11 protein-coding genes are annotated in these 12,602 nt (G+C 70.0%); 1 reads left to right on the top strand and 10 read right to left on the bottom strand.

Annotation, left to right across the window (positions count from 1 at the left end):
* Positions 1-33 precede the first annotated feature (33 nt).
* From AT701_RS15380 to AT701_RS15355, 6 genes are read right to left on the bottom strand one after another with little or no spacing between them, the layout of a single operon-like run.
* Complete coding sequence (locus AT701_RS15380) at positions 34-1,428, bottom strand: RsmB/NOP family class I SAM-dependent RNA methyltransferase (RefSeq protein ID WP_011728793.1); 1,395 nt, start codon at positions 1,426-1,428, stop codon at positions 34-36.
* The gene (gene fmt, locus AT701_RS15375; RefSeq protein WP_011728792.1) at positions 1,425-2,363 is read right to left on the bottom strand and encodes a methionyl-tRNA formyltransferase; all 939 of its coding nucleotides are present in this window, start codon (positions 2,361-2,363) and stop codon (positions 1,425-1,427) included. The genes AT701_RS15380 and fmt overlap by 4 nt, the downstream gene beginning before the upstream one ends.
* A 30-nt stretch (positions 2,364-2,393) precedes the next feature.
* On the bottom strand, positions 2,394-2,930 hold the full coding sequence (locus AT701_RS15370) for a LemA family protein (RefSeq protein WP_011728791.1): 537 nt from the start codon (positions 2,928-2,930) through the stop codon (positions 2,394-2,396).
* The gene (locus AT701_RS15365) at positions 2,924-4,732 is read right to left on the bottom strand and encodes a DUF2207 domain-containing protein (RefSeq protein WP_058126145.1); all 1,809 of its coding nucleotides are present in this window, start codon (positions 4,730-4,732) and stop codon (positions 2,924-2,926) included. The genes AT701_RS15370 and AT701_RS15365 overlap by 7 nt, the downstream gene beginning before the upstream one ends.
* A gap of 60 nt (positions 4,733-4,792) precedes the next feature.
* The gene (locus AT701_RS15360; RefSeq protein WP_058126144.1) at positions 4,793-6,793 is read right to left on the bottom strand and encodes a primosomal protein N'; all 2,001 of its coding nucleotides are present in this window, start codon (positions 6,791-6,793) and stop codon (positions 4,793-4,795) included.
* Entirely contained in the window at positions 6,790-7,533 is a 744-nt protein-coding gene (locus AT701_RS15355) for a lysoplasmalogenase (RefSeq protein ID WP_413232155.1), read from the bottom strand. Before AT701_RS15355 ends, AT701_RS15360 begins: the two co-directional genes overlap by 4 nt.
* Here AT701_RS15355 and AT701_RS15350 point away from each other — a divergent pair.
* A complete protein-coding gene (locus tag AT701_RS15350) occupies positions 7,496-8,443 on the top strand; it encodes an alpha/beta hydrolase (protein ID WP_014877566.1) in 948 nt (315 codons plus the stop codon). The genes AT701_RS15355 and AT701_RS15350 overlap by 38 nt on opposite strands.
* A 76-nt stretch (positions 8,444-8,519) precedes the next feature.
* On the opposite strand, the gene AT701_RS15345 is transcribed toward AT701_RS15350, so the two are convergent.
* From AT701_RS15345 to metK, 4 genes are all read right to left on the bottom strand, one after another.
* A complete protein-coding gene (locus AT701_RS15345; protein WP_011728786.1) occupies positions 8,520-9,359 on the bottom strand; it encodes a MetQ/NlpA family ABC transporter substrate-binding protein in 840 nt (279 codons plus the stop codon).
* 44 nt (positions 9,360-9,403) lie between these two features.
* On the bottom strand, positions 9,404-10,144 hold the full coding sequence (locus tag AT701_RS15340; RefSeq protein ID WP_011728785.1) for a methionine ABC transporter permease: 741 nt from the start codon (positions 10,142-10,144) through the stop codon (positions 9,404-9,406).
* The gene (locus tag AT701_RS15335; RefSeq protein ID WP_014877565.1) at positions 10,141-11,133 is read right to left on the bottom strand and encodes a methionine ABC transporter ATP-binding protein; all 993 of its coding nucleotides are present in this window, start codon (positions 11,131-11,133) and stop codon (positions 10,141-10,143) included. Before AT701_RS15335 ends, AT701_RS15340 begins: the two co-directional genes overlap by 4 nt.
* A 150-nt stretch (positions 11,134-11,283) precedes the next feature.
* Positions 11,284-12,483 carry a methionine adenosyltransferase gene (gene metK / locus AT701_RS15330; RefSeq protein ID WP_003894439.1) on the bottom strand — a complete coding sequence of 400 codons (1,200 nt, stop codon included), beginning with the start codon at positions 12,481-12,483 and terminating at the stop codon, positions 11,284-11,286.
* Positions 12,484-12,602 lie beyond the last annotated feature (119 nt).

Raw genomic sequence — 12,602 nt, 5'->3', positions numbered from 1 at the left:
AACAACGCAGCCGCGGTGTGCTTCCGGCGATCCTCACCGCACGTCGGGATCGACCCGCAGGGCCGCGGCGAACATCGCGTCGGTGCCGTGCCGGTGCGGCCACAGCTGAACGTGCGGCCCGGCGCCCAGATCATCCACCGGAGCGAACAACGGCCGGGTGTCCATGGCGGTCACCGGATGCCTGCGGATCGCGTCGGCAACGACGCCGACCGTTTCGGCCAGATGCGGTGAACACGTCGCGTACAGCACCACCCCGCCGGGCCGGGTCAGCCGGATCGCCGCGGCCAGCAGTTCGCGCTGCAGCCGGGTCAGCGCCGCGACGTCGCCGGGTTGGCGCCGCCACCGTGACTCGGGGCGCCGCCGCAGCGCGCCCAGTCCGGTGCACGGCGCGTCGACCAGTACCCGGTCGAAGCCGGGTTGGAGTCCGGATTCGCGGCCGTCGACGCGGTGCACCTCGACACCGAGGCCCCTGGTGTTCTCCTCGACCAGGTCGGCGCGTCGTTCGGCGGGTTCCACCGCGGTGACGCGGGCACCCGAGGCTGCCCCGATCGACGCGAGCAGCGCGGTTTTGCCGCCCGGCCCCGAGCACAGGTCCAGCCACCGCCCCTCGTCGGTGCCGTCGACCTCGGCGAGTGTGAGCGCACGCGCCACCAGCTGGCTGCCCTCGTCCTGCACCTGGGCCGCGCCGTCGCGCACCGCGGGCACCCGGCCCGGGTCCCCGCCGGTCAGGTACACCGCGTACGGCGAGTACCGGCCGACGGTGCCGCCGGCCTGCTCGGCGAGTTCCTCGGCGGTGATCGCGGTGGGACGGGCGGCCAGATGCACGACAGGGCGCGCGTCGTCGCTGGCGAGCAGCGCGTCGAGTTCGCCTGCCGCCGCGCCGAGGGCGTCGGTGAACGCCTGCGCGATCCAGCGCGGGTGGGCGTGTACGAAGGCCGTGTGGCCCACCGGATCGGTTTCTGCCGACGGCGCCAGCTCGGCGATCCAGGCCTGCTCGTCGCGACCCGAGATGGTGCGCAACACCCCGTTGACGAATCCGGCTCGCGCCGAATCGAATTCGATACCGGCCTGTTCCACCGTGGTCGACACCGCGGCGTGTGGTTCGACGCGTGTGCGCAGCAGTTGATAGGTGCCCAGCCGCAGCAGGTCCAGCAGCACCGGGTCGATGCGGTCGGTCGGCCGTCCGGCGGCACGCTCGATGACCGCGTCGAGCAGGCCCAGGCTGCGGCACGCTCCGTAGGTCAATTCGGTGGCGAACGCGGCGTCACGGCCGTCGATCCCCCGCTCGCGGAGCATGGCGGGCAGCGCGAGATTGGCGTACGCGTCGCGCTCGGAGACCGCGCGCAGCACGTCGAACGCGACGCGCCGGGCCGGGTCGAGCGGCTTGCGGCGCGGCGGACGTTTGCGCGGCGGGTGGTTGGGTTTCACGAGGCACTCACGGGTTCTTCGAGGCGGGCGCCGCGGGCCCAGTCCGCGGCGTTCATGAGCTTCTTGCCCGGCGGTTGGATCTGCCCCAGCCGCACCGGATGCGAGCCGGTGCCGACGTGAACACTGTTGCGGCCCACGCGGATCTCACCGGGAGCCAGCGGCCCGTCGGCCTCGGCAGCCTGGTCGACCGTGACCGGCCCCACCTTGACCCGCAGCTCACCGATCATGGTCCACGCGCCAGGGTTGGGGGTGACCGCACGGATGCGCCGGTCGACGACATGTGCGGGCAGATCCCAGCGCACACGCGCCGATTCGACGGTGATCTTGGGTGCGACGGTGATGCCCTCGGACGGTTGTGGCACCGCGGTCAGTGACCCGTCGGCGATGCCGTCGATCGTGCGCTCCAACAGCTCGGCACCCGAATCCGAAAGGCGCTCAAGGAGATCACCGGCGGTGTCGGTGTCGCGCACGGTCTCGGTCACCACGCCGTACACCGGCCCGGAATCCAGCGCGGGCTCGATCTGGAAGGTCGTCGCGCCGGTCACGGTGTCACCCGCGGCGATCGCGGCCTGCACCGGGGCCGCGCCGCGCCATGCGGGCAGCAGCGAGAAGTGCAGGTTGATCCAGCCGTGGCGCGGCACGGCGAGCAGCCGTTGGCTCAACAACGCCCCGTAGGCCACCACCGCGCAGCAGTCCGGCGCGAGCTCGGTGAGCTCGGCGACGAACTCGTCGCTGTTGGGCCGGTCCGGGCGCAGCAGCGGGATGCCGTGTTCGAGCGCCAGCTGGGCCACGGGCGAGGGCCGGGGTTTACCGCGCCGCCCGGCGGCCGCGTCAGGCCGCGTCAGCACTGCCACCACATCGTGACGTGGGGATTCGATCAGCCGGCGCAGCGACGGCAACGCGGGTTCGGGGGTTCCGGCAAAGACGAGGCGCACTGCGCCAGTCTAGGGAAGCCGTGCACCGTCTCACCGTGGTGTCTGGTAGTACTCGCGCTCGGACACCCCGGCCACCGACGCCACGTACATCCAGGGGATGCTGCCCACCATGCGGTTGAGGGTGGCCACGGCGTCGTTGTAGTACTGACGCGCGAACGCGAGCTTGTCCTCGGTGTCGGCGAGGTTCTGCTGCAGGTGCAGGAAGTTGTTCGACGAGTTCAGTTGCGGATAGGACGAGCCGAGCGACAGCACACCGGCGATCGCGGTGTCGAGTTGGCGTTCTGCGGCGCTGCGCTGGGCGACCGAGGTGCCCGTGGTCGCGGCGGCCAGCGCCGCGCGGGCCGAGGTGACCTGGTTGAGGATCGCCTGCTCGTGGGCGGCGAACGTCTGCACGGTGTGCACCAGGCTGGGGATCAGCGAGGCCCGCCTGGTGAGTTCGACGTCGATACCGCTGAGCGCCTCGGCCACGTGCACGTCGGCAGCGCGCAGCTTGTTGTACCCAGAGACGAAACCGATGAGCACCGCCACCGCCGACAGCAGCACCACGACCAACAACACGGTCACCACGAACCGCCTCCTCCCCCGCCGCCGCCACCGCCACCACCGCCGCTGGACCCGCCGCCGCCCGACGAGGACGAGGACGACGACTGCGACGCGGTGTATGCGCTTATCGACGACGATAGCGCCGACTCGAAACTGTCGAAGCTCGTGCCGCCGCCCCCGTCGGAGAACTTCCACCCGCCGTCGGACGACGAGTGATACCAATCCGGTTGCGGGGCAATCTCACCCACCGACGCCTGGTACTTCTTGGCCCACAGCGCCGCGGTTCCCGCCGCGACCGCGAACGGGATGTAGGCGACGTAGAGGTCCTTGCGCGCGGCGAAGTCGAACCGGGTCTCGGCCGAATCCGTCGACAGCAGGCGATGAAATCCTCCTGCGCGCGACCATAATTCGCGCCCTGCCGGGGTGCGGCGCGTGCCCAGCCCGGCCGGCCAGCATCCCACGGAGAACGCGAAGAACGCCGCGAACGGCAGCCCCACCATCGTGGCCGAGCTACCGAACCACAGGCAGAAACCGGCCAGCGCCGCGATGAACGCGAACAGATTGGCCACGCGCAGCCACAGTTCCTTGCGGCGGCGGACCATGAGCCCGCCGTCGAACGCCCACTTCTTGACCGCGTCCGCCATGTCGGTCTTGGCCCGGTTGAGCTTCTTGCCCGCGGTGACCGATCCGTCTGCGCGGAACGTCGCGCCCGGGCTCATCACCTTGAGCGCGGCCCCCACCGCGATCCCGACCTCGTCGGCATCGGCCCATGCTGCCGGCGCTGCCATGCCCCGGATGCTCCAGCGGGTTTCGCTCTCCTGACGCAGCGAGATCAGGCCGCGGTCGGCGAGATGGAACAGCGTTGCGGTGAGCCCGTTCGACGGCACCGCCTCGGTGCGGATGAACTCCAGTTGCACCGGCCCGAGTCCGTCGGGCGGTGCGTACTGCACCGGGAATCCCGGTGACGGCTCGATGGTGGTCCGCAGCCACATCAGCGCTCCCAACGCGGCGAGGACCGTCAGGACGCCGGTGGTGACCACGCGCGGAACCGACCGCCCCAGCACCGGGTCCCAGGTGTAGGGCCACGGCAGCTCGGCCTGTGCCGGTGTGGGCACGTCGACCCCGGCACGCAGGGTGACCGGGGTTCTGGGCTCGAGGTTGTCCGCCTGGAGGCGCACGGTGTTGCCGGACACCGTGAGATCACACGGGGTGCCGACGCCGTATCCGACGCTGCACTGGGCTCCCGTGGCGTCGGCGGGCAGCGCCACGGTGATGTCGGCGTGCCGGATGAAGTTGTTCCACGCCGAGGCGATCACATTCCAGTAGAACGTGGTTGGCGCCTGCGGATCGCCCGATTCGGCCGCGAAGCGGCGATCGGCGCCGACACTGCCCGGGTCGAGGACACCGGGCACGGTGTAGGCGATCTCGAACACGTGGGTGCCGTAGGACAGCGTGGAGTCCGGGTCACCGATCTTGGCGATGCGGAAGCGCTGGTTGTCGGCCCACTGCATCTCGTACGGGGCGGGCCTGCCGTCGAGGTCGATCGAGGTGATCTCGGGGATCTGCCGCACATGGGGGTTGTTGGGATTGGCCACATCCCAGTACCGGAAGATGCCGTGCCGGCCGCTCGGGAAGTCCGCGGTGATGGTCTCGACGGCCTTCATCTCGCCGTCGGCGTCGATGCTGAACTGGGCACGGTAGTCGGTGATCACCACCGGGTCGTCGACGTTTGCCGCGTCGCCGCCCCCGCCTGCGAAGATCACCGGCCACAGCAGACCGAACACGATGAGCGCCAAGGTGAACGTCCACGCCACGACCCGTCGCACACCAGCCTCCTGTTCGAGCCAAGTGGTTCGCCGTTCAGCTCCGCACGCGGAGCGTGCAGATCACCCTATGTGCAAAGGGTCGATCTGGACGCGAGATGGCTCCTGGTCGTGGCGTGCGCTTAGCACCGCGGTCGCGCGCCGCAGCGCGGCCGCGAGCGCCAGGCCGCCCGCGCGGGGCACGCGTACGAGCATGCGACTGACCTCGGCATCGGCGTCGAGACCGGGTGGCCTGCGGGCACCGAACGGCAGGTCGACCGGACCCAACCGCTCGGCCCCCTCGGGCAACAGGGCGTGGTCCAGCAGCGCCGTCACGGCTTTCGGGGTGCCGTCCACCGCGGCCATGTGTACCGCGGGCGGCAGTCCCACCTCACCGCGGCTGTCGAGCTCGGCGTCGGCGTGGCCCACGGGATCCCAGCGGATGAGCGCCTGCACGGTCGGCAGCACCGATTCGGCTACCACCGCGACCACACCGCCGTCGGCGCGGGGCCGCACGAGCGCCGCGGCCGCCATCCACCGCCGCAGCGTGTCCTCGGCGGCGCGCAGGTCCTGTCTGCCCAGCAGCGCCCACGCGTCGAGCAGAAGCGCCGCGCCGTAACCGCCGTCGGCGGCGGGTTCGGCGCCCGGGGTCGACACCACGAGTGCACGTGTCCCCCGTACGTCGGACACCACGGTGTCACCGCCCGAGGTGATCACCGGTGTGCCGGGGAACGCGCGCCCGAGTTCCTCGGCGGTGCGGCGGGCCCCGACCACGACCGCGCGTACCGCGTCGGAACCACAACGCGCACAGCGCAACGCGGGTTCGGCCCGCCCGCACCAGCGGCACTGGGCGGCGGCGCTGTCGCGATCGGGCAGCGCGAGCGGGCCGGTGCAGTGCCTGCACCGGGTCACGGTGCGGCACCGTGCGCACGCGAGTGCGGGCACATACCCGCGCCGCGGCACCTGGATGAGCACCGGGCGGTCGGCGTCCAGCGCCGTGCGCGCGGCCTGCAGCGCCATCGAGGGCAGTCGTGCGCTGTGCGCGGCCGGGTCCCGCTCCTGCTGATACCTGCTCTCCTCCAACGCGACGACGCGCGGCGCGACGCTGCGCACCACCGACCGGGTCGCCACCAGGTCGTGTGCCCACCGCGTCCGCACCAGCGCGTGGGCCTCCGCGGTGCGCGCATAGCCGCCGATGACTGCCGCACAACGCAATTGGTGGGCACGCAGCATGGCGACCTCACGTGCGTGCGGATACGGGGCACGCGGTTCGGCGAGGTTGTCGTCGCCGTCGTCCCACACCAGGATCAGGCCCAGATCGGCCACCGGCGCGAAAACCGCGCTGCGGGTTCCGATCACCACCCGCGCGTGGCCGCGCAGCGCCGCGAGCCAGCGGCGGTACCGCGCCGAGGGCCCGAGCCCCGCCGACAGCGCCACCACGCGTGACTCGGGGACGTGGGCGGTGACGGCCGCGTGCAGGGCGTCGACATCGCGCTGGTCGGGCATGATCGCCAGCACGCCCTGGCCCGCGTTGACCGTCGCCGCGGCCGCCTCGGCCAGCCGTTGCGGCCACTGCTCGCCGGGCAGCGCCTGCCACACGGCGCGCGCGGCGCGTCCCTCACCGAGCGCGGTGAGGAACTGTTCGCCGCGCGCATACCGGGCCCAGCCGCTGCTGTCGATGTCGATCGCGGGGACCGGTTCGGGCTCGGCGGGCGTCTGTTTCTCGACGGTGGCGTGGCGTGGCGGGATCGCCAAGCGCAGCACGTCGGGACGCGTGCCCGCGTACCGCGCGGCCACCGCGTCGACCAGGCGCCGCACATCGGTGGTCAGCACGGGTTCCGGTGAGACCACCTTGTCGAGCCAGCCGAGCCTGCCCTCGTGGTCGGTGTCGGAGCGGCGTTCGAGGATGAACGCGTCGACCAGCCTGCCGTGGAACCGCACCTTGGCCCGCACACCGGGCTGGGCGTTGTCGGACAGTTCCTCCGACACCAGGTAGTCGAACTCGCGGTCCAGATGTGGAACCGACAGCATGGGCAGTACCCGGGCGATCGGTTCGTGTTCTGCTGCACGCCGGGTGAGGGTCACTGCGCAGGTGTCCCGCGTTTCGTGAACAGGCCCGCGGTGATCAGCAGCAGCGACGCCGCGTACGCCCACCAGATCGGTACGGCCAGCAGTTGATCACCACGCACGAACTCGCTCATGCCGATCATCGCGTCGCTCACTGCGAAGCACACCGCGCCCGCGGCCGTCCACGGCGTCGGCAGCCCGGCCAGCAGCGCCGCACACACCATGGCGCCCAGCACCGCGATGTAGGCGGTGACCGGCACGGCCATGCCCTGTTCGACGAGCCGCGGCCAGAACCAGGCCAACAACGCCAGGCACGCGACGACCGTGACGGCCACGGCGGTCAGGCGGCCCGGGGTGCGGCGCGCCAACGGCAGCAGCGCGGCCAGGAAGCACAGGTGCGCCACGAGGAAGGCCGCGAGACCCCCGACGAACGACGGCTCCCACCACGGGATGGCCAGCAGGAAGTCGCCCACGGCCGAGAACAGCAGCGCGGCGACCAGCCAGCGGCGCTCGCGCCGGATCGGGTGGGTGCATGCGGCGGCGGCCAGCAGGACCGCGGCGAGCGCCTTGACCGCGGGCTGCGCGGCGAACTGGCCGGTGAGCGCGGCGCCCGCGGGCAGCCGTAGGGCCGTGACGATGAGAAAGACGCCGTAACCTGCACCGACGACGGCCGCGGCGCCCCACAACCACGACGTCGCGCGGTGTGCGTACCGTGTCGGTGTGTCTGTTGCTGACGAGAAACCGGCCCTCGATGCCATTCTGCAGAAGGTACTGGAGCTTGTGCCGTTCCAACTGTCCACCGCCGATGGTGTCGAGGAGGCGCGCCGCAAATTCAGCGAACTGCCGCGCGCGGAGATCCATCCCGAGCTGAGCGTGCACGACCGCACGATCGAAGGCCCGGCCGGCCCCATCGGCGTCCGGGTCTACCGTCCGCCGACCGCCGAAGGCGTGAAACTGCCGGTCGTGCTGTTTTTTCACGGCGGCGGCTGGTCGGTCGGCGACCTGGACAGCTACGACGCCACCGCGCGGCGCCACGCCGCGGGCGCCGAGGCGGTCGTGGTGTCCGTGGACTACCGGCTCGCGCCCGAGCATCCGTACCCCGCGGCGGTCGACGACGTGTGGGCCGCCACGCAGTGGGTCGCCGCGCATGCCGAGGAGCTCGGTGGCGACGCCGAGCGGCTCGCGGTGGCCGGCGACTCCGCGGGCGGCAACCTCGCCGCCGTGGTCGCGCAGCTCGCGCGTGACGCGGGCGCGCCGGCGCTACGGATGCAGCTGCTGTGGTACCCGGCCACCACGTGGGACACGTCGCTGCCGTCGTTCGCCGAGAACGCCGACGCCCCGGTCCTCGCGATCGATGCCGTCAAGGGCTTCTCGGCCTGGTACGCCGGTCATGTCGACCTGACCGATCCGCCTGCCACGCTGGTGCCCGCGCGCCACGACGACCTGTCGGGTCTGGCGCCCGCCTACATCGCGGTGGCCGGTCACGATCCGCTGCGTGATGACGGTGTGCACTACGGCGACTTGCTGGCCGCGGCCGGGGTTCCGGTGCAGTTGGACAACGCCGACACGCTGGTGCACGGCTACCTCGGCTACTCGGGTGTGGTGCCCGCCGCCACCGAGGCGTTCGACCGTGGCCTCGCCGCACTTCGCGAGGCGCTGCACAGCTAGTCCCGAGAACGACGAAATCGTCGCAATCCGGTTGGGATTGCGACGATTTCGTCGCTTTGGCGGCTGTCGCCGAGAATCAGAACGCCGGCGAGACGTCTCCGCCGGGCCAGCGCTCCTTGATGAAGTCGCGCGTGGCGTCGCTGTGCAGCAGCTCGTTGAGCTTGACGATGTCGGGATCGTCCTGGTTGTCCTCACGGCTCACCAGGAAGTTCGCGTACTGGTTGTTCTCCAGCGATTCGACGATCAACGCGTCCTTGAGTGTGTATCCGGCGTCGAGGAAGTAGTTGCCGTTGAGGATCGCCAGGTCGACGTCCGGAACTGCCTTGGCCTGCAGATCCGGTGCGGCCTCGATGAACTGCAGGTTTTTCGGGTTGCCGATGGTGTGCACGTTCACGGGCCCGTCGGTGGGCAGCGTGACGAGGTGTTTGGAGGCCAGCAGAGCCAGGGCACGAGCCTGGTTCGAGCCGTCGTCGGTGATGCTGATCTTGGCGCCGTCCGGGAGATCGTTTGCGCTGCGGTACTTCTCGGAGAACGCGGCGTAGGGCTCGATGTGCACGCCCGGGAAGGCGTGCAACTGGTAGCCGAAGTCGGCGACCTGCTCGTCGAGGTAGGGCTTGTGCTGGAAGTAGTTGGCGTCGATGTCGCCCTCGGCCAGCCAGCGGTTGCCCAGCGAGTAGTCGTCGAACACGCGGATGTCGAAGTCCAGTCCGGCGTCCTTGGCCTGGCCGTTCTTGATGAACTCGAGGATCTCGGCGTGCGGCACCTGCGTCGCGGCGACCGTGAGTTTCTTCTCACCGGATCCGCGCAGCCACAAGAACCCGGCGACGACGAGGACCACCACGACGACGGCCGCGATGCCCGCGTACAGCGGTGTCTTCGATCTGGGTGGGCCGTCGATGTTCTCGGGTGTGGACATGTTTGTTTTCCGTTCCTGTCAGTTGTGATGGGAGGGGCAGAAAGTCATGCCGAGAGGCGCTGGGCCTCACCGGCGTCGCCCGCGCCGCCTGCGGATCGGCGCGCGCGGTGATCGGTCTTGCGAGCGAAGTAGTCGCCGACGACCTGGAAGATCTGCGCGAACACGATGAGCAGCAGCACCGTCGACCACAGGACCGGGCCGTCGTACGAACGGGCGCCGTACCGGATCGCCAGGTCGCCCAGGCCGCCGCCACCGATCACGCCCGCCAGCGCCGAGAAGCCCAGCAACGCAATGATCGTGATGGTCAGCCCGGCGATGATCCCGCTGATCGCCTCGGGCAGAAGTGTTTTCGTGATGATCTGCCAGCGTGTGGCGCCGACCACGCGGGCCGCGTCAATCTTGCCCGAATCGACTTCGCGCAGCGACGATTCCACCAGCCGCGCGAGAAACGGGATGGTGCCGATGGTCAGTGGCACCATCGCGGCGACGGTGCCCAGACTCGAGCCGACCAACAGCCGGCCCAGCGGCCACAGCGCGATCACCAGCACCAGAAACGGCAGCGAGCGCGTGACGTTGACCACCACGCCCAGCGAGCTGTTGAGCCAGCGGATCGGGGCCAGGCCGCCCGGTGCGGTGACATAGAGCAGTACGCCCAGCGGGATGCCGAGCAGCACCACGAAGAAGAACGGCACGAAGACCAGTTGCAGGGTCTGGCCGACGGCCACCGGCACCGCGTCGGTGGTGAACAGGATCGAATCGTCGAGCCACTCGGTGAATGCGTTCACACCAGGCTCCGTTCGCCCACGCGCACGGCGGTCAAGCCGTTGCGCTCGAACCACCGCACGTATTCCTCGGCCCGGTCGGCCGCCGAGTGGTCGATGCCGGTGAGCGCAAGTTGGAACTGCGACACCGACTGGCCGCCGAGGCGCAGCACCTCGCCGTCGAGGATGCGCACATCGGTGTTGAGCTCACGCACCAGCGCGCCGATGAACGCGCCCGAGGCGTCGGCGCCCGCGTGCACGTTGAGGATCAGTTCGTCGTCGGTGGGCGGCGGTGGATCACTCAGGGGTGGCAGCAGACCCGACGCGGGATCACCGGCCACGTCGGCCAGCGAGCCCTGGGCGACGACGCGGCCCTCGGACAGCACGGTGACGCGGTCGGCGATCTGCCGCACGATCGACAAATCGTGGGTGATCAACAGCACGGTGACGTCGAGTTCGTCGCGCAGATTGGTCAGCAGCGTGAGGATCTCCTGCGTGGTCGTCGGATCCAGCGCGCTGGTGGGTTCGTCGGCCAGGATCACGGTGGGATGCGCCGCGAGCGCGCGGGCGATGCCCACGCGTTGTTGTTGCCCTCCGGACAGCTGCGCGGGGTAGGCGTCGCCCCGGCCCGGCAGCCCGACGAGCTCGAGCAGCTCCTGCGCGCGGTACCACCGCTTCTTGCGGTCCCAGCCCGCGATCTCCAGGGGGTACTCGATGTTGGCGCGCGCGGTGCGGTTGTCGAGCAGGTTCGCCGACTGGAAGACGTTGCCCAGCCGGCGGCGTGCGCCGCGCAGTTCCTTCTCCGACAGCGCGGTCAGGTCCTGCCCGTCGAGCACGACGCGGCCGCGCGTGGGGCGTTCGAGCAGCGCGATGTTGCGGACGAGCGTGCTCTTGCCCGATCCGCTGCTGCCCACGACACCGAGAATCTCCCCTTGGTCGACGGAGATCGACACGCCTTCAAGGGCTCGCGTCGTTCCGTAGAACTTCGTGAGGTCTTCGGTGTAGATCGACATCACTCACCTATCTGCCAGGCACTCAAACGGGCCGAACTGTAAACCAGTCGGACGTTTCGATCCAGGGTTGCGCTCATCGCACTTTTATCGCCGTCAGACGCAGAACTGCCCAATCTCCGAAGAGATCGGGCAGTTCCGGACAAGACGAAATCAGATGGCGGACTTCAGGTCGTCCACCTTGTTGGTCTGCTCCCACGGCAGCTCGATGTCGGTGCGGCCGAAGTGTCCGTACGCGGCGGTGGGCGCGTAGATCGGGCGCAGCAGGTCGAGGTCGCGCACGATCGCGGCGGGACGCAGGTCGAACACCTCGCCGATGGCCTTCTCGATCTTGGCCGGGTCGACGGTCTCGCTGCCGAAGGTCTCCACGAACAGACCCACCGGGGCGGCCTTGCCGATCGCGTAGGCGACCTGCACCTCGACGCGCTCGGCCAGGCCAGCGGCGACGACGTTCTTGGCGACCCAGCGCATCGCGTAGGCGGCCGAGCGGTCGACCTTTGACGGATCCTTGCCCGAGAAGGCGCCACCGCCGTGGCGGGCCCAGCCGCCGTAGGTGTCGACGATGATCTTGCGGCCGGTCAGGCCGGCGTCGCCCATGGGGCCGCCGAGGACGAACTTGCCCGTCGGGTTGACCAGCAGGCGGTAGTCGGACGTGTCGAGGGTCTCATGGCCGAGATCGGCGAGCACGGTGTTGACGACCTTCTCGCGGATGTCGGGCGTGAGGGTGCCCTCCAGGTCGATGCCGTCGGCGTGCTGGGTGGACAGCACCACGGTGTCCAACCGCACCGGGGTGGTGCCGTCGTACTGGATGGTGACCTGGGTCTTGCCGTCGGGCCGCAGGTAGTCCAGCACACCGTTCTTGCGCACCTCGGTCAGGCGGCGCGCGAGGCGGTGGGCCAGCGCGATGGGCAGCGGCATGAGTTCGGGGGTGTCGCCGATGGCGTAGCCGAACATCAGGCCCTGGTCGCCTGCGCCCTGCAGGTCCAGCGGGTCGGCCTTGCCCTCGACGCGGGTCTCGTGGGCGGTGTCGACGCCTTGGGCGATGTCGGGCGACTGCGCACCGATCGCCACGTTGACGCCGCACGAGGCGCCGTCGAAGCCCTTGGTCGACGAGTCGTAGCCGATGTCGAGGATGCGGTCGCGCACGATCTTGGGGATGTCGGCGTACGCCGTGGTGGTCACCTCACCGGCGACGTGCACCTGACCGGTGGTGACCAGCGTCTCGACGGCGACGCGGGACTTGGGATCCTGCTCCAGCAGCGCGTCGAGCACAGAGTCGCTGATTGCGTCACAGATCTTGTCGGGGTGCCCTTCGGTTACCGACTCACTGGTAAACAGGCGACCTTTGCTCACGGTCCGCGTCCTTCCTTGAAACATCTCAAATTAGTTAGTCGGGCGAATCTCAATTCTGCCCTGTTGCACCCAAGCGCTTGGGACGCTGCCGCGCAACCCTTTCGCGCAATCCGGATGCG

Origin of the sequence: Mycolicibacterium smegmatis, assembly GCF_001457595.1 — a bacterium.
GTDB lineage: Bacteria > Actinomycetota > Actinomycetes > Mycobacteriales > Mycobacteriaceae > Mycobacterium > Mycobacterium smegmatis.
Note: the sequence above shows the minus strand (reverse complement) of the source record. Positions and strands in the feature narration are given on the sequence as shown.